General features: G+C 33.2%; 17 protein-coding genes. 5 read left to right on the top strand and 12 right to left on the bottom strand.

What is annotated here, in order from left to right:
- The coding region (locus BAQ44_RS23970; RefSeq protein WP_116758411.1) for a collagen-like repeat preface domain-containing protein at positions 1-632 on the bottom strand (632 nt) is incomplete at its 3' end.
- 436 nt (positions 633-1,068) lie between these two features.
- On the opposite strand from BAQ44_RS23970, the gene BAQ44_RS23965 reads away from it, so the two are divergent.
- On the top strand, positions 1,069-1,359 hold the full coding sequence (locus BAQ44_RS23965; protein ID WP_061679245.1) for a DUF4183 domain-containing protein: 291 nt from the start codon (positions 1,069-1,071) through the stop codon (positions 1,357-1,359).
- Between the two features lie 62 nt (positions 1,360-1,421).
- Here BAQ44_RS23965 and BAQ44_RS23960 read toward each other — a convergent pair whose 3' ends face one another.
- Together BAQ44_RS23960 and BAQ44_RS23955 are read right to left on the bottom strand one after the other, a co-directional pair.
- Entirely contained in the window at positions 1,422-2,153 is a 732-nt protein-coding gene (locus tag BAQ44_RS23960) for a DUF4183 domain-containing protein (RefSeq protein ID WP_211274103.1), read from the bottom strand.
- Between the two features lie 716 nt (positions 2,154-2,869).
- Positions 2,870-3,484 (bottom strand): helix-turn-helix domain-containing protein, encoded by a 615-nt coding sequence (locus BAQ44_RS23955; protein ID WP_116758410.1) that lies wholly within the window; start codon positions 3,482-3,484, stop codon positions 2,870-2,872.
- Positions 3,485-3,541: 57 nt separating this feature from the next.
- Here BAQ44_RS23955 and BAQ44_RS23950 point away from each other — a divergent pair, with 57 nt between their 5' ends.
- Positions 3,542-4,126: a LysE family transporter gene (locus tag BAQ44_RS23950; protein ID WP_071724264.1), complete on the top strand. Its 585-nt coding sequence runs from the start codon at positions 3,542-3,544 to the stop codon at positions 4,124-4,126.
- Positions 4,127-4,358: 232 nt separating this feature from the next.
- On the opposite strand, the gene BAQ44_RS23945 is transcribed toward BAQ44_RS23950, so the two are convergent.
- Positions 4,359-5,096: an N-acetylmuramoyl-L-alanine amidase gene (locus tag BAQ44_RS23945; RefSeq protein WP_071724263.1), complete on the bottom strand. Its 738-nt coding sequence runs from the start codon at positions 5,094-5,096 to the stop codon at positions 4,359-4,361.
- 280 nt (positions 5,097-5,376) lie between these two features.
- On the opposite strand from BAQ44_RS23945, the gene BAQ44_RS23940 reads away from it, so the two are divergent.
- Positions 5,377-5,637 carry a hypothetical protein gene (locus BAQ44_RS23940; RefSeq protein ID WP_071724262.1) on the top strand — a complete coding sequence of 87 codons (261 nt, stop codon included), beginning with the start codon at positions 5,377-5,379 and terminating at the stop codon, positions 5,635-5,637.
- Positions 5,638-5,743: 106 nt separating this feature from the next.
- Here BAQ44_RS23940 and BAQ44_RS23935 read toward each other — a convergent pair whose 3' ends face one another.
- The 4 genes from BAQ44_RS23935 to BAQ44_RS23920 all read right to left on the bottom strand — a co-directional run bounded on the left by BAQ44_RS23935 (position 5,744) and on the right by BAQ44_RS23920 (position 11,463).
- Positions 5,744-7,540, bottom strand: coding sequence for an ABC transporter ATP-binding protein (locus BAQ44_RS23935; protein ID WP_071724261.1), 1,797 nt, complete (start codon positions 7,538-7,540; stop codon positions 5,744-5,746).
- Entirely contained in the window at positions 7,533-9,287 is a 1,755-nt protein-coding gene (locus tag BAQ44_RS23930; protein WP_071724259.1) for an ABC transporter ATP-binding protein, read from the bottom strand. The genes BAQ44_RS23935 and BAQ44_RS23930 overlap by 8 nt, the downstream gene beginning before the upstream one ends.
- Positions 9,288-9,635: 348 nt before the next feature.
- Positions 9,636-10,520, bottom strand: coding sequence for a GNAT family N-acetyltransferase (locus tag BAQ44_RS23925; protein ID WP_071724256.1), 885 nt, complete (start codon positions 10,518-10,520; stop codon positions 9,636-9,638).
- Positions 10,521-10,776: 256 nt separating this feature from the next.
- The gene (locus BAQ44_RS23920; protein ID WP_071724254.1) at positions 10,777-11,463 is read right to left on the bottom strand and encodes an MOSC domain-containing protein; all 687 of its coding nucleotides are present in this window, start codon (positions 11,461-11,463) and stop codon (positions 10,777-10,779) included.
- A 157-nt stretch (positions 11,464-11,620) separates the two neighbouring features.
- Between BAQ44_RS23920 and BAQ44_RS23915 the strand changes: the two genes are divergently transcribed.
- Positions 11,621-12,523: a LysR family transcriptional regulator gene (locus tag BAQ44_RS23915; protein ID WP_071724251.1), complete on the top strand. Its 903-nt coding sequence runs from the start codon at positions 11,621-11,623 to the stop codon at positions 12,521-12,523.
- A 102-nt stretch (positions 12,524-12,625) separates the two neighbouring features.
- Here BAQ44_RS23915 and BAQ44_RS23910 read toward each other — a convergent pair whose 3' ends face one another.
- From BAQ44_RS23910 to BAQ44_RS23900, 3 genes are all read right to left on the bottom strand, one after another.
- The gene (locus BAQ44_RS23910; protein ID WP_071724250.1) at positions 12,626-12,889 is read right to left on the bottom strand and encodes a hypothetical protein; all 264 of its coding nucleotides are present in this window, start codon (positions 12,887-12,889) and stop codon (positions 12,626-12,628) included.
- Between the two features lie 48 nt (positions 12,890-12,937).
- Entirely contained in the window at positions 12,938-14,062 is a 1,125-nt protein-coding gene (locus tag BAQ44_RS23905) for a C45 family autoproteolytic acyltransferase/hydrolase (RefSeq protein ID WP_071724248.1), read from the bottom strand.
- Between the two features lie 166 nt (positions 14,063-14,228).
- Positions 14,229-15,272, bottom strand: coding sequence for an aspartate-semialdehyde dehydrogenase (locus BAQ44_RS23900; protein WP_071724246.1), 1,044 nt, complete (start codon positions 15,270-15,272; stop codon positions 14,229-14,231).
- Between the two features lie 105 nt (positions 15,273-15,377).
- On the opposite strand from BAQ44_RS23900, the gene BAQ44_RS23895 reads away from it, so the two are divergent.
- The gene (locus BAQ44_RS23895) at positions 15,378-16,268 is read left to right on the top strand and encodes a LysR family transcriptional regulator (RefSeq protein ID WP_116758409.1); all 891 of its coding nucleotides are present in this window, start codon (positions 15,378-15,380) and stop codon (positions 16,266-16,268) included.
- A 59-nt stretch (positions 16,269-16,327) separates the two neighbouring features.
- Here the strand turns inward: BAQ44_RS23895 and BAQ44_RS23890 are convergent, their stop codons facing one another.
- Positions 16,328-16,933, bottom strand: a complete 606-nt coding sequence (locus BAQ44_RS23890) for a PRK06770 family protein (RefSeq protein WP_071724242.1) — start codon at positions 16,931-16,933, stop codon at positions 16,328-16,330.
- Positions 16,934-17,138 lie beyond the last annotated feature (205 nt).

The following is a 17,138-nucleotide window of genomic DNA, read 5'->3' as shown; positions in this document are numbered from 1 at the left end:
CCCGCTGCTCCAGTTACACCTGTACTTCCTGTTGCTCCCGCTCCTGTTGGACCCGTTGCTCCCGTTGCCCCTGTTGCTCCTGTTGCTCCCGTTGCTCCTGTTGCTCCGCCACCAGTTCCTGCTGGACCTGTTGCTCCTGTCGCTCCCGTTGCCCCTGTTGCTCCCGTTGGACCTGTTGCTCCTGCTCCAGGAGTAGCTCCAATTAATTGAGTTAATAAGTTTAATAGAAGTTGTAAACTTGCAGGATCAATAATTAAAGAGAAGAAGAATGGTGCAAGAGCACTGTAGAATTGTTGTAATAAAGAAAGTAATTCGCTTAAGTCTGGATTAGGAGATTGGAGTACATTAATAATACTTTGAATTAATTGTTTTAAATAATTACCTTCTGGAGATGGTGCTAATCCATTTAGTAAATTTAATAGTTGAGTAAACAAATTGAGTAAATTTAATCTGTTTGCGTCACTTGGATTTGCAAAAAATGCTGCGATAGCCGAAATTAAAGAATTTAGTAAAGTGATTAATTGTCCTAATTGAGTGCTAGTAATTGGAACAGTTTGTGGATTATTGCAACATTCCGGAGTGAAAACTATCGGATTACAGTTATTATGACCAAAACAATTATTATTTGTCATATATTTCCTCCTTACTTATATTATATTTGAGTGTTTTCCTATTAGTTGTGTTATACATTCACCTAAAATAGGAAACATGAATGATAATTAAACTTTAAAACTGTATTTAATTATGTTCATGACTCACATATTAATTATATGTTTTTAATAATTGACTGCTTAGATTAAACACCTAAACTGAAGAGTTTATTTTATTTTTCCACGTTTATCTCTTAGGTCCAAAAGCACATTTTAACTTAAAAATAAAATTAAGCAGGAACATATAGCCAACAAATAACAACACTACTTTTTCAAATAAGCAACCATGATACCTTTACTAAAATTACGTTCTCTCAATAATCATAAGCCGTTTCTATTATAGAAAACTCTCATACAATATATCGGACAAGTTATTCTATACTTTGTTCCAAAAATTAATAAAGGGGGTGAGAATAAATTGCCAATCATCCAACCATTTATGGCATCTAGAAGATTTACATCTACACTAAGTGCTGGAACAGGAACAGGTGCAGCTTTTGCAATTGCTGCAACAGCTTGTTTAAATGATGCCGGTACAACTGCAACAGCATTTCCAACTTTTACGTATTACAACTTATATGTAAACGGTATTCTTCAACCTAGTGTGAACTCCAGTGTTACTACTGGACCAACTGGTGCTATTACAATTCCGAATGGAGATGCATTAGACGGCGGAATTCCAATTACAATTGAATTTATCGTCACTTAGTGTAACTACTTTCAATGTAGAACAAAAAAGACAGATTCTTTTCATTTAAGAATCTGTCTTTCTTAATTAATAATGATGAATTGCAAAATAATTGAAGAACCTTGCGATGGCGGTTGATCATCCAATAAAGTTAACTGACCAGTACTAACCTGATAAAATGGTTGTGGTTGAAGTATTCCATTAATAAACAAATTAATATATGAAACCTCATCAGGAGATAATATTTTAGTTGTACCATATTGAGCTATTCCATCTGAATCTGTATATGTAAATTTCACCCCATCTGCAAAAGCGTAAAATAATAAATTAGTTGTTGTTATGGGACCAATAACTCCAGGTTCTCCGGTCGGTCCTGTTAAACCAGTCGGCCCTGTTAATCCCGTTGCTCCTGTTAAACCAGTCGATCCTGTTAAACCTGTTGCTCCTGTTAAACCAGTCGATCCTGTTAAACCTGTTGCTCCTGTTAAACCAGTCGATCCTGTTAATCCGGTAGATCCCGTTAAACCGGTCGGTCCCGTTAAACCTGTTGCTCCTGTTAAACCAGTCGGTCCCGTTAAACCAGTCGGTCCCGTTAAACCAGTCGGTCCTGTTAAACCAGTCGGCCCTGTTAAACCAGTCGATCCTGTTAAACCAGTCGATCCTGTTAAACCTGTTGCTCCTGTTAAACCAGTCGGTCCTGTTAATCCGGTAGATCCCGTTGGAATATAAATTGGTGGAAGAACCGGAAAGGTAGGTCCAATATTTTCAGGCCCTATCATACCTTTATTCAAGGATAATTTGTCATTGTGGTTCACTTGAATACCTCATTCCACATGTTTTTTTATTCATTCAAATCATTAAAATCTATTATTAAAGAATAACTTAATAACTATCCTCTTTTTTTCAAATGACTAACCTATTAAACATTTTACCACTGTTATAACTACTACTAAAAACTCTCACTCCCCGGCTTTATTTTTTATTCCACAATATCCACTTCACCGGATCTCCCTCTAACAATTATACAAAATGATTAAAAAATGATTCATACTTTTTATAAGTCACTTTCTTACATACTTAAGTAATAAAGCGAAAGTTTAATCAGTAGGAGTTTTATCCGCCCCCACTAATAATTAGTTAAACCAATCCGTCGTTTATGTGAAGCCCGCCCCCCACCTAAGATCTTTGCTCCAGCTGAAATTTAAGGTGGGAGTTTTACTACCAGTTAATACCGGATAATAAATACATTACACTATATTCATAGTAGAAATTATCTATACTAAATTTTCCGTATATACATTATCAATTTACACTTCTCCCTGCCAATGTTACATTGAATAAGAGGACAGCTTCTCAAATGCAAACCATCTCAATGCGTTTTTGAGAAACATACTCCAATCCTATACGCGAGAGCAATACTATGTTGACACTCAAACGAGTGTCTTTTTTTTATGAATTAATAAAATAAAACCATCTCTTATAGATGGTTTATCAACACACATTTCTTTATATTCTTAATGCAATAACGAGTTTATGAAGCTGGATAATAAATGGTCATACTTAACCGAGTTAGCGTTCGTCCGGAATTATGATACGAGTGCGATTTATCCGCCTTAAAGCGAATTGCATCCCCGCTATTTAATTTATATCGACAATCATTTATTTCAATTGTCAATTCCCCTTCAAACACCGTTATAAATTCTTCGGTTCCTTCTTTATGGCCCTCCGAACTTAATTTTCCTTCTGCTTCAATTTCAACCGTATAGATTTCAAAGTTCCTATCACCTTGAAAAGGAAAAGAAGGATACACTTTATATCTCCCACTGTCTTCTGATAATACTTGAACATCATTTCGTAACACAATTGTTGTATCCGGTTGCGGATTATTGATTAAAGAAGTAAAAGACACTTTCAAACCGTTAGCGATTTTCCATATCGTAGTTAATGTCGGGCTTGACTCTCCTCTTTCAATTTGTCCAATCATCGTTTTACTCACACCTGTTAATTGAGAAACTTTTTCTAAACTCATTTTCTCTTTTTCACGTATTGTTTTTAAATTCTTTGCTAAAATAAGTTGAATTTCTTCCATAAGAAACACCCCTACACTATATACAATATAACGACCGTTATGTATAATAAAAAGCACACGTTATATTGTTCTTTTCGGTCATTATAACACACAAAATAATTAGGGGGTTTTGAAATGCCTATATTTTCTTTTTTATTATTTGTTTTTATAAGTAGCTTCACACCCGGACCTAACAATTTTTTAGCTATGACATATGCCAATCAACATGGTTTGAAACGAAGTATGCAATTTTGCTTTGGGGTAGCTTTCGGATTTTTCATCCTCACTTCCTTATGTAGCTTCTTTAATATTGTACTAATTAATATCCTACCTATAATCGAATTTCCTTTAAAAATTTTAGGTGTAATATATATGCTATATTTAGCCTTTAAAATACTCACTAGTAAAACTAGTACAGATCCAGATGAAAAACATAATAAAAACTTATTTACAGTCGGGATTTTTCTTCAATTTGTTAATCCTAAAGGAATACTATTCGGGCTGACTGTAGTGTCAACTTTTATTCTCCCTTACTATAATTCATATTCAAGTTTTCTACTTTTTTCATTATTTCTAGGTATAGTTGGGTTAATGAGTACATTTAGTTGGAGCTTATTTGGTTCCATGTTCCAAAAACTTTTATTAAAACATATGAAATCATTTAACATCATTATGGCCGTTTTATTAGTTTTCAGTGCTATTTCAATTGTAGTCAATTAAATTCGAATTCTAAATTTCGTTCCTTTTTAAAAGTATGTTTTTAAAATTTTGCTAAGATGTCCAATTAATCTCCCACTTACATGCATTACTTATCAATTTTCAAGGCGGAAGTCACCTATACCTAATTACATTTATACGAAATAATATTATAAAAAGAGGATTACTCATAATAAGTAATCCTCTTTTCACGGCCTATTTTTTAAAAATAGGCCGTTCTATTAAACTAATACCTTTACTTAACTTCGTACCACCAACCTTTACGATCAAGGTAATCCGTCATTCCTTTAAGTTGAGTGTCTGAAGTTGGTTCAGTAATAAAATATGTTAGACCATCCGATTGTAAGATAAAGTTAGCTGTCATTTTTAAGGACGTTAGCGCTCCCATAACATCAGGTGTTTCATACGGTGAAAAAGCTCCTGATTGAATGATATTTTGTTTGGATGGTGGAGTTGTCCCACCAGATTGCCCAGTTAATGCATATACAATTGAATTAGCAATCTTATCTGGATCCCATTTTGCCATATCTGCTTCATTATCGATAAATCCAAGTTCAATTAAAATTGCGGGTGCTTTCGTATTAGATAACACATAAAGGTCTTTTCGTTCCTTCGCACCACGATTTGACCAGCCAATATCTTTTGAAAGTTGCGCTGCTATCTTTGCTGATAAAGCTTGTTGGTCATAGTACAGAACTTCAACACCATTAGCTTTCGTATCATATGAGTTTAAGTGCAATGAAACTACTAAATCTACATCATGTGAGTTTATTTTTGATACAATGTTATTTAAATTTTGCGCTTGTGTTGTCCCTACTTCATCAGTATCATCATAAACTGTATGCCCTAATGCTCTTAATTTAGCAACAACTGCATCCTTAACTTGGCGATCCATAATGTGTTCTTTCCGATTCCCATAATTCGCACCCTGTACAATACTATTGTGCCCTGCATGTAAACTATATCTAGCCATTGTTCCACATCCCTTTTTTATTACTATATTCAAAGCTCGTCTTATTGTCCGGTCAAATATCCAATACAGCTCCAGCAAACAAAATTTAGACACTAATCTAGTTTTAAATTTTTAATTCTAGATTATCTATTTTCTAAAACAAAGGACTCATAAATAAAAACCACAACTAAAATTTTCAAGTTGCGGTTTTTACACATTTAAACTGTTAATTTCAAAATCTTTTTATTATAATACAAAAAATACGTTATAATATAAGCTACTGTTCTTTAGGAGGGGTTTAATGGCTGATAAATATAAATTTTTGATTCTCTTTGTTACAGCATTTTTTTCTTTCTTTTCCTTAATAAAAGATTTCCGTAACATTTCAAAAAGTTTCTTTTGGGGGAGCTTTGCAATCCTAACAAGCTTTATATTATTATTAACTCATGTGTTAGAGTTAACTCCAATACTTCTCTATTCAGCTCAGATGGCTCTTGAGATTATTACAATACCACGTATATTACTTCTTCCATCTGGCACTGAAGTTGCTATTTTTTACTAACCATTCGCATATCTAAAAATTTCAAGTCTATATGTCTAATTAACTTTATAAATATAAAAATGCGGTTTCTCCTTCCTAGAGAAACCGCACTATATTAACGTTTTTATTAGATTTTAAACTGACTCGTATACAGATCAAAGTAAAACCCTCTATCTTCCATAAGAGATTCGTGATTCCCTCTTTCAAAAATACTTCCATCTTTTATAACAAGGATTTGATCTGCTTTTTCAATCGTTTTCAGTCGATGAGCGATTACAAAACTTGTTCGACCTTTCATTAAATTATTTAGTCCTTCTTGAATTTGTAATTCTGTTCTCGTATCAATATTTGATGTTGCTTCATCGAGAATTAAAATATCTGCATCCGCTAAGATTGCTCTTGCAATCGCAAGAAGTTGTTTTTGTCCTTGACTTAAATTCGATCCTTCTGAAGCAATTTTTGTTTCATATTGATTCGGTAAATGCTTTATAAAAGAATGTGCAGATGCTGCCTTAGCTGCATTGATTACTTCTTCATCACTTGCATCTAGTCGACCATAACGGATATTATCCATAATCGTCCCAGCAAATAAATACGTATCTTGTAAAACTACTCCTATTTTACTTCGCAACGAATTCATATCATAATCTTTTATACTTTTTCCATCGATATGAATTTTCCCTTGCTGTATATCGTAAAAGCGAGTTAACAAATTAATAATTGTTGTTTTACCCGATCCAGTGGGACCAACTAAAGCAATTGTCTCCCCCGGCTGCGCCTTAAGACTCACTTCTTTTAAAATCGTTTTATTTCCCTCATAACCAAATGAAACATTCTCAAGTGCAACATGCCCTTGTAAATTTTGTACAACGAACGCATCTTTTTTATTTTGAATTTCCGGTACTTCATCCATAATTTCAAAGACACGTTCTCCACCAGCAACTGCCGCTTGAATCGTGTTCATTAAAGTTGCGAATTGACTGAGTGGTCTTGAGAATTGACGGGAATAATTAATAAAAGCCGCAATAACACCTACTGTTGTTATTCCATTTAAAACCATAATTGATCCAGTCCCAATTACCAGTCCCATACCTAAGTTATTAATAAAGTTCATACTCGGAAAAATAAAAGCTGAAAATGTATCCGCCTTCGTAGCTGAAATTCTTAGTTGTTCATTAATTTTATTGAAATTTTGTACAGTTTCTTTTTCTTTCCCGTATAACGTTGTAACATCTGATCCTGTAATAGCTTCCTCAATAAAACCATTTAATTCTCCTAAATCTTTTTGTCGCTTTGCAAAGTTTTTACCACTATAAGCAACTAGTTTTTTTGTAACGAAAAACATAATAGGTACTGTAATTAAAGTAACAATCGCTAATATCCAATCTAATGCGAACATCGCAATCGTTACACCTATAAAGGTTAATGCAGATGAAATAATTTGTACCACACTTTGTGTCAACGCTTGATTCAAATTATCTATATCATTTGTCACACGACTCATTAAATCCCCTTGCGAACGTACATCAAAGAAACGTAAAGAAAGCGTTTGGATTTTCTCAAAAATATCTTGTCGTATTTTTTGTATCGTTTTTAATGCAACATTAACCATGACAAATGTTTGTAACCAAGTTAACAATACTGTTACACCGTAAATCGCGATAAGTAACAAACACATTCTCGCCGTACCGCTTAAATCTTTCGGTACAATATATTGATCTATAATTACTCCCATTAAATACGGACCTAATAACCCGAGTAACGTCGTAACAAATACTAAAAATATAACGAATGTAAGAGCAGCCTTTTGGTACCCCATATAGTTCCATACTCTCATTACAGTTCCTTTCGTATTTTTAGCTTTACCCACCTTAGACGCGTTACGCCCACCTTTATTAGCAAATTGCCCTTGAAAATTACGCATGTTCTTTCCCACCTTCTTTATTTAAATTACCACCTTGGGAAAGATAAATTTCTTGATATACCTCACATTGTTCTAACAGTTCTTCATGTGTACCATCACCAACTAATTCACCGTTATCTAAAACGAGAATTTTATCAGCATCTATTATAGATGAGATTTTAGAAGCGATTAATAATGTTGTTGTTCCTTTATATTCTGTTCTTAATGCCGATTGAATGTTAGATTCTGATTTCGCATCAACTGCTGATGTAGAATCATCTAATATAAGAATGGATGGCTTTCTCACAAGTGCCCTTGCAATTGAAACACGTTGTTTTTGTCCACCTGATAAATTCGTCGCACCTTGTGTTAAATGATATTGATATGAATCTTCCAACTTGTTTATAAACTCCGTCGCACAAGCTGATGAAGCTGCTACTTCCAGTTCGTCATTCGTTGCATCTTCTTTACCATAACGTAAGTTCTCTTCTATGCTACCTGAAAACAACAATGCCTTTTGAGGTACAAACCCGATTGAAGCACGAAGTTTTTGTAATTCGTATGATCTAACATTGATTCCATCAATGCATATTTCACCTTGATCAACATCGTATAAACGCGGTAATAGTTTTGCTAAAGTAGTTTTACCACTTCCCGTAGAACCGATAATTCCTACTTTTTCACCTTTACATATGTTAAATGAAATATCTTTTAAAACATATTCATTATTTTTCGTGTAACTATAACTAACATTTTTAAAGTCAATTTGTCCCTCGATTTGCTTAGGTGCAACCGCATTTATTTCGGTCGTAATATCAACCTCAGTATTTAAAACTTGCTGTACACGATCCGCAGATGGAAATGCTCGCGCGATTTGCATAAATACCATACTTATAGACATAAGTGACATTAAAATAATATTCAAATAGTTTATAAACGCTAAAATAGCTCCTACTTGAAGCGTTCCATCAAATACTTTTTCTCCACCAATCCATAATGTTGCGACAATCCCGCCACTTACCACTAACATAATGATTGGCATCATTATAGAAATAAGCTGTACCGCTCGAATATTTATCTTCGTTAAATTTGTATTAACATTTCCAAACTGAGTAATTTCATATTTTTGTCTTACATACGCTTTAATAACACGTACTCCAGATAAATTTTCTTGTAGCTTTGTATTCACTTTATCTAATGCTTCTTGCACTTTTTTGAACGTCCCGCTCGCTTTACTTGCAATGAAAATAATTGCAAGTAATAAAATTGGAACAACTACGAGTAATATAGGAAATAACTCGCGTGCTGTTACAAAAACAATTATTATACTTCCGATAAATAACAAAGGACCACGAACAAGAACACGTAATGTCATCGTCATCGCCGCTTGAATAGAAGTAATATCATTTGTCACAATCGTTAATAACTTTCCAGTACCAAACGAATCACGATTTTCACTCGAAAATGTTTCTATTTTCGCAAACACATCTTTTCGTATGTCAGTAGCGAAATTAACAGCTGCTTTTGTAGAATACATCATACACCCAAGTCCTCCAACTAAACCGAGTGCTGCAGCTCCTATCATAAGAAGCCCCATTTTTATTACATAATTCAAATCCCGATTTGCTATCCCAACGTCAATAATATGTTGCATAATAGTCGGTTGTATTAAGTCCATCGCAACCTCAAGTACCATAAATAGCGGTCCAATTATAGCGAAGAACATGTATGGTTTTAAATACTGTAATAACTTACGAAATGATTTCATACATAATCTCCTTTTCCCATGAAATTACCACTGAATAATTCATATCCCTCCTTATTTAAGCGATGTATTTTGTAATTTCTTTCTTATTCCTATTATATTATGTAAATTAATATTTAACATTATTAAATGATACGCATGAATGACTTTTCGGTCAATAAATGTGCTTTATATTACGCAATTAGAAAAACCGTATTCTTAAATTGAAAGAATACGGTTTTTATCTATATGAGTTACACTGCAAAAATTTATTCTCAAATTCATTTTTTTCAGGTGAACTTCACATATATAAACCTATTTAAATAGTATTTATACTTATATACTTCCCATCAAAAATATCTATATAAACAATTAGAACTCTGTTAATACTGGGAATTTATAACCTTTAAAATCTAACTCTTTATTGCTTCGCACCATTAAATACTTACTAGACTGTAATTCTGTAAACTGTACATCCTCAATCCCTAATTGATCTGGAGAGAAATAAAATTCGATTTCTGTAAATCTTTCAGAGATTTCCCCGCAAATTTCATCTAAAACTGGAATTACTGGTGCAAACACTCCATATAATTTCAACTTTTCATTATCTACTTCATACACAATTAGAGCATCTAGTTTCTCTGAATAATACAGTTTCTCATTCCATTTCGCATCATACATATTTAAATAAAATGAAGACTGGAAGTTAGATGTTGAAAATTTATTTGAAAGCCTTTGGCTACTATCGATAGTTTCTTGTATTAACTGTCTATTCTCTTCGTTATAATAATCTAATTTTCTAAGTAGAAAATCGTTTTCTTTATTTTTATCGTATGGTATCGTCATTAAATATTCTTGCACAACGTTAAAGCCAAATGATGCATATAATTCAGGGTTTTCAGTAAACAACACTACACAATCACATTCTTTATCGATTTCCACTATAATCTTGTCTAGTAAATGTGTCATTAGTCCTTGTCTACGAAAATTAGGGTGCGTCATCACCGATTGAATCCCCATCGCATTTATTCTTTCACCATTAATTAGCAATGGTAACGAAAATGCACCGACATTTGCAATTACCTTATCATCTTGTAAAAATGATACAGCCTTAAATGTATTATCCCAATATCCTTTCTCCGAAAAATCATTTAATGTTTGAATTGTAATCCCAAACACTTCTTCAAATAAAGGAAATAACTGCTCCCGTTTTGGTTCTTCCATTAGAAGATCTACAATTTTTTCGACATTCCCCATGTTGTACCTCCATACGTCAATTCCATTAAATTATGTGTAGTTATATGACCTACTCATAGTAGGCTTTACACAACATTATACTATCATAAAACTTTAAAAAATTGTCTAATTTATTTTATGTTTTGACTATTCCAAAACAAGTCGAATAAAACAATATTAAGATTTTAGAATATTAATAAGTTTATTATATAAAAATAGTGCTTTCTAAGTCGTTTTTACTAATAGAAATGCACCATTTATAAAAAAATATTTTTTATTATTTTTTCCCTTCTAGTCTCTCCTGCGTGTCAATTTCTTCTCCCCTCATTCGCTTTTCAAATGTTTGTCTCCAGCTTGTAGAAAGTGCATGAACATCTAAAATCCTTTTTAATCCTTCTATATTTTGTTTTTCCTTATGCATGATACGATTAGCAAATGCCACTGTTACACCTTTCGGATCAGACTTCAGTAACTTTAACGTATCAACAGGTGATACCCATCCTTCTTTTAATACGCGAAAATAAAATCCTGTATATCCTGTTTCTTGAAAATACAGTGGTAACTTTGGAATATTGTATTTCTTAGCTAATTTAAAACAAGGTTGTCTTGGCTGCGTTACTTGTACAATTGCTTCTCCAATTTGAAATGTATCACCAATACAAACATCCTCTTCACGCATATCACTAATTGTTATATTTTCTCCGAATGCTCCATACACAAGGTCTTGATTCAACTCTTTTTCCCAATATCCATAATGTTCTCCCGAATATACGCACACCGCTTTATCTACTCCGCCATGATGAACTAAATCCGCCTGGCCATCCCCATTAAATTTTGCAAAGGATAAAAACACCGATTCCTTTACTTGTTTCTTATTTATACCTGTATGAATTACCTTTCCACCGTAAGTAACCTCTCTTGGTAACCCTATATTTAAAGATAATAATTGATATTCATTAGCCATTCTATTTCCTCCTTTAAAGGTGTTACATGAATTTGCTCACTCAATTTATATTCGCACTATCTCTGTTATATAAAGATGATTATAAAACCCGAAAAATTATTGTTCAATCCTATTATTTATATAATAATGATAGGTATAGCCTATCATTAAACTTGAGGTGATCCCAATCGAATTACGACAACTTGAATACTTTTTAGCTGTTTCAAAAGAATTACATTTCACAAAAGCAGCTGAGAAATTAAATATTTCACAGCCTTCTCTAAGTCAGCAAATACGTGCATTAGAACATGAAATAGGAATGCCGCTTTTTGATCGCATTGGTAAAAAAATATCTTTAACTGACGCAGGAAGGATTTTATTATTACATAGTAAAACCATTTTTCATGAAGTTGAACAAGCTCGTTCTGCTATACAAGATTTAAATGGATTACAGCAAGGCTCCTTAACAATAGGGTCTTTGTTAACCGTCGTAAATTACTTACTACCATCAGCTATTTTTAATTTTAATCATTTATATCCAAATATAGAGCTTTCTGTATTAGGGCTTCGTACAGGAGATATTCGCGAAAAATTATTACAAAACGAACTAGATATTGGCATTACATTTCTCCCGGTGCAAGATAAAGAAATTATTTCTATCCCTCTATACAAAAGCGAACTTACATTAGTCGTACCAACCGGCCATCAATTAGCTGCATGTAATCATGTATCTATTGCTGAATTACAGAACTATCCTTTAATTCTTTTACCTAAAAATTTCTTTTTAACCGAACTAATTACATCTCATTGTCAAAAATTTAACTTTATACCAAAACCAATTTTAGAAATTAGTACGATGGAATCTTTAATCCAAATGGTTTCAAAAGGAATGGGAATTACCGTATTACCAAAACCGTATATAGACTTTTTACAAAATAAAAACATTCAAGCTATTAAAATAGAAAATCCTACTCCAACAATAGAAATAGGGCTTATTTATAGAAAAGATAAATATATGTGTGCTGCAACTCGAGAGTTTATTGAACAACTAAAAAGTACAGTACATTCTTTACAAAGCTAAACGAACAAAAGAGATTATCCTATAAAACCGTTTCACAACGACCTAATAGAATAATCTCTTTTCACCATATTATAAAACATAACATGTAAATTCATATAAACTTCAATGTACCTTTTTAGATATTGGAATATATTTCGTAAAATATGCCCCCACTAGCAATAAAACAATTGAAATTAACCAAATAAAAATCCCGCCAAAGTTAAACCAATATGCAAACAAATTCAAGATTGCTAGTGTAAAGAAACAAATTGAAGTTAACGCACTTTTCAATCCTTTTAACCCTGCTTTTTTTCTTTTTTCATAAGTAATATACATTGAAACGGCAATAAATAAAATAAGAACAATCGGTAACATAACGTTTAACAATGGCAATCCCTCCCGTATATATACCTTTCTATTACCATTTTATCTCATTTATTCTTTTGGAATCAATTCATTATGCTCTTCTCTCCAAAAGTCCGCATACATTTTATTTTTAAATTTCACATTCACCCGAGAAAAAGATAGACTTTCTCCAACTTTCAATGTGTACCAATCGTTTAAAAGTGGAGAACCGAAGCAAATATTCATTGTACGATTATGTAAATCAAATAAGACAGAATGCAAAGTTCCAAACCACTCTTCATAATTATGTACTGTCAGCCCAGTAGGATACTCTTTTTCTACTAATCCTTTTAAAGATTCCATACTCACTTCTTCATTTCGATTTAAATGGTCATACAATATGTGATATCTGTTTGTAGATTGTTCTAATCTTCTATTATTCAATTTTTGAATAGGTACACTAATCGCATGGTTTGTTGATACGATAAAATCATGACTTCTCTCCTCAATTGTGGTTATCGATTTATATCCGTCAAATATTTCAATACGCGCTGCGTCTAAAGGATCCGCTACAATTAGATTGACATTACTTGCAATTGGCATTTCATCTATTAGTAATTTCGCCTCCTGCACATTTTTACATTTCTCCAATAATACTCGAATTACCGCAAAACATTGTAAACCACTTAACACCGGCTTTCGTAAACCTTCAATATTCCCTACTGGTTGACCACATGCTGAAAATGTAACAGCTAACCCATGCTCATTAACACCTTCTGTTCGACCAAAATAAAAAGTAGAAAATCCACTATGAGCATATGTGCCTTCAACATGTGTTGAGAAAAAACGCATATCATCTATTTTTGGCGACAAATCATAGTTTCTTAATACATATGTGTGCTTTGAATCTGTCTTTTTAGGTAATACGACACAATGACTACATCCTGCTTTTAATAATGTTTGATAATAATACATCATATGTTTAGAAGGAATTTTCAACACTTCACAAAAACCTTCAATTTCTTCATTAATTCCAGGACAATATTGATTTAATATATTTCTAGATTCTGTCCAATAGTTATCTGATACTAAATGTTCTTGTTCTATAAATTGCGGAATAAGATACGGATAGTTTTTCACAAACTCTCCTTGTTGCTTTCCGATATCATAATGACTTCCTTTTAATGATGAGAAATACCCCTTTACTTCATACATCACATTTCCCCTCTCATTGATTATATCCATATCATACCAAATGAATTTTAATCATTCTTGATGTTTTTTACTGTCTTTCAAATCAAATTTGGATGGAATAAAGAAAACAATTATAAAATAAAAATTAGGAAACTGTAATCATTAACAGTTTCCTAATTTACCTATACTATATTACCCCCTCTTCCACCAACGTTTCTGCAATTTGAACAGAGTTCCAAGCGGCACCTTTTAATAAATTATCGGCAACGATCCAAAGATGGAAACCATTTGGTGTATCAGGGTCTTTTCTAATTCTCCCGACAAATGTATCTATTTTCCCTTCTGTATATAATGGCATTGGATACAACTGTTCACTAGGATTATCTTGTAATATAACACCTGATGCACCCCGCAACACTGCTCTTATTTCAGCGACAGTTGCTTCTTTTTCAAGTTCAATATAAACCGATTCTGAATGCCCAGAAACAACTGGAACACGCACACAAGTAGCTGCCATTTTTAAATTGGGATCTTCTAAAATTTTCTTCGTCTCTTGAATCATTTTTACTTCTTCAAATGTGAAATCATTATCTGTGAATATATCTACTTGTGGCAGTACATTAAATGCAATTGGATAATGTATTTTATCTTTTTTCACGGGCAGTATAGTACATTCTACTTCTTCACCTGCAAACATTGACTTAGCCTGTTCTTTCAATTCATGAATCGCATGAATTCCTGATCCTGATACAGCTTGATATGTTGAAACAATAATTCGTTCTATACCAAATGATTTTCGTATTGGCTGAAGAGCTGTCACCATCTGTAATGCTGAACAATTCGGAACTGCAATGATACCGTTATGCCCTTTTAAAGTGTGCGCATTTACTTCTGGAACAACGAGCGGTACATCATGTGCCATTCGGTATTCACTCGTGTTGTCAATTACGATTGCACCACTAGAGACTGCGTGATTGACAAATTGTCTAGAAACTTCTCCTCCAGCGCTAAAAAAAGCAATATCTACACCTTCAAAACTAGTTGTTTTTGCCTCTTGTATCATTATCTCTCGTCCTTGAAACTGTACTACCTTACCAGCGGATCGTTTTGACGAAAGCAATGTAACTTCAACTATATTAAATTTAGTTTCTTTCTCTAACAGTTCAATAATTTTCTGTCCAACTGCACCTGTAGCACCCACAACAGCTACATGATAGCCCTTTTCAATCATCTTTTCTCCTCCAATATCACTTAAATGAATATTTCTACAATTTTATTTTATAAAGTATTTAACCATTTGGAAAATTGAAATACGTGATATAATCATTCACAAATCATGATACTAAAAGAGGGATTACTTATGGAAATGAGACATGTTAAAACATTTTGTGCCATCGTTAAGTATGGTAGTTTTTCTAAAGCTGCTCAAGCGTTAAGGTATGCGCAATCTACTGTAACAGCACACATGAAAGCATTAGAGAACGATTTACATCTCCCTCTTTTTGATCGATTAGGGAAAAAAGTTCTTCTTACAAAAGCAGGCCATCAATTTCACCCTTATGCTCTAGAATTACTTGCTATTTATGAAAAAGCACAAGAAATCCCTCAAAATAGTGATAATTTAGAGGGAACATTAAGTATTACATCTAACGAATCATTAGCAGTGTACCGATTACCACAATTATTACGTACTTACAAACAGGAAAATCCGAAAGTAAATATAATACTGGAAACAACTACAAACGAACATGCAATGAATAAGCTACGTGAAGGAGAAACAGATGTTATTTTCATAATTGGAGAAAGTATGGAGCATAATGATTTTATTACGCGTACTTTTTGTAATGAATCATTTGGATGGATTTTACCTCCCCACTACTTTACGCACTCTAATCCATTTTGTTTATTAAAGGATACCCAGTTTATCTTTACAGAGCAAAGCTGTGGCTATAGACCAATGGTAGATCGTTTTTTACGTCAAAGCGGGAATATTCCAGCTAAAACATTTGAAACTTCCAACGTTGAAGTCATTAAACAATCTGTCATGTGTGAGTTAGGAATTTCAATTCTTCCTTACATCGTTGTACAAGAAAGTTGCGAAAAAGAGCAACTCTGTTTTCAGCCTATCGACACGCCATCAGTTATTCAAAGCTATGTAATCCATCATAAATCTAGATGGATGTCACCGGTTTTACAATCGTTTCTTTCCTTACTAGAGCGAGACTAAAAGGTGCACACAAAAAAGAGTAACTGCCTAATAAGCACTTACTCTCTTCCAATATAATCTTATTTATTATTCTGTCCCCCGCCTGCAATTAATTTACTACCTGAATATGTACCTTTTTGCACGAACACTTGATTAATTAATTCTTTTTGTTCCGCTTCTGACAGTACTCCTTTCCCTTCTCCTAAATTCCCGCTTTGTAATTTCCAAATCTTATTGTGATCTGCGTCCATCTTTTCATAATTCCCTTGTTTCCATCTCTCTAAAATGTTTGCATATGTATTTCCTTGTACTAAATCATTACTCTTTACAATATCAAGTAAACTTTCAATACGTTCTTGTGTGATAAAAATATAGCCCCACTTTTGATCAGCTTTCGTTTTTTGATGAGCCATTTCATGTAATGCTGTCTGTATGTTCTCATCTGTCCACTTGAAATTTTTATTAAAACCGCTATTTGATAATGAATGATTGCCATTTTCTAAAAGCTTTGCATCTTCAGCTTTTACATTACTATCAGCTAGTACCTCTGCTGCTGGAGCAGCTGGTGATGCCTTTTTCGCAGCTGTTTTACTATTATTCAGATAATACAGCATACCATATGTTACACCGACTCCAATTACCGCCATACCAGCTATTATACTTATTATTTTTAATAATGTTTTCATCTTGCTTGTTTCCTGGTTTAAAATTCTTATAAAAATCTATAAATTGTTGGCGAACCAAGTCAAATGCCAACTACCGAAAAGGAATCTCGCCTTTTTCCTGTCCGTAAGGGTTGTGACCTTTTCATCCACCTATTGTGAAAGAATGACGGCAGGTTCCTGTTAGGAACGATCTTTTCTTGCATACTACCATTCATCCAAGTCAGTA

The organism is Bacillus mobilis (assembly GCF_001884045.1).
GTDB classification, from domain to species: Bacteria; Bacillota; Bacilli; order Bacillales; family Bacillaceae_G; genus Bacillus_A; species Bacillus_A mobilis.
Note: the sequence above shows the minus strand (reverse complement) of the source record. Positions and strands in the feature narration are given on the sequence as shown.

What these genes read in the sequence shown, in the direction of transcription:
- BAQ44_RS23920 (WP_071724254.1), bottom strand. Translation starts at nt 11,463, where the DNA reads ATGGCTAATGAATATCAATTATTATCTTTAAATATAGGGTTACCAAGA.
- BAQ44_RS23925 (WP_071724256.1), bottom strand. Translation starts at nt 10,520, where the DNA reads ATGGGGAATGTCGAAAAAATTGTAGATCTTCTAATGGAAGAACCAAAA.
- BAQ44_RS23905 (WP_071724248.1), bottom strand. Translation starts at nt 14,062, where the DNA reads ATGTATGAAGTAAAGGGGTATTTCTCATCATTAAAAGGAAGTCATTAT.
- BAQ44_RS23940 (WP_071724262.1), top strand. Translation starts at nt 5,377, where the DNA reads ATGGCTGATAAATATAAATTTTTGATTCTCTTTGTTACAGCATTTTTT.
- BAQ44_RS23890 (WP_071724242.1), bottom strand. Translation starts at nt 16,933, where the DNA reads ATGAAAACATTATTAAAAATAATAAGTATAATAGCTGGTATGGCGGTA.
- BAQ44_RS23945 (WP_071724263.1), bottom strand. Translation starts at nt 5,096, where the DNA reads ATGGCTAGATATAGTTTACATGCAGGGCACAATAGTATTGTACAGGGT.
- BAQ44_RS23935 (WP_071724261.1), bottom strand. Translation starts at nt 7,540, where the DNA reads ATGCGTAATTTTCAAGGGCAATTTGCTAATAAAGGTGGGCGTAACGCG.
- BAQ44_RS23950 (WP_071724264.1), top strand. Translation starts at nt 3,542, where the DNA reads ATGCCTATATTTTCTTTTTTATTATTTGTTTTTATAAGTAGCTTCACA.
- BAQ44_RS23900 (WP_071724246.1), bottom strand. Translation starts at nt 15,272, where the DNA reads ATGATTGAAAAGGGCTATCATGTAGCTGTTGTGGGTGCTACAGGTGCA.
- BAQ44_RS23895 (WP_116758409.1), top strand. Translation starts at nt 15,378, where the DNA reads ATGATACTAAAAGAGGGATTACTTATGGAAATGAGACATGTTAAAACA.
- BAQ44_RS23930 (WP_071724259.1), bottom strand. Translation starts at nt 9,287, where the DNA reads ATGAAATCATTTCGTAAGTTATTACAGTATTTAAAACCATACATGTTC.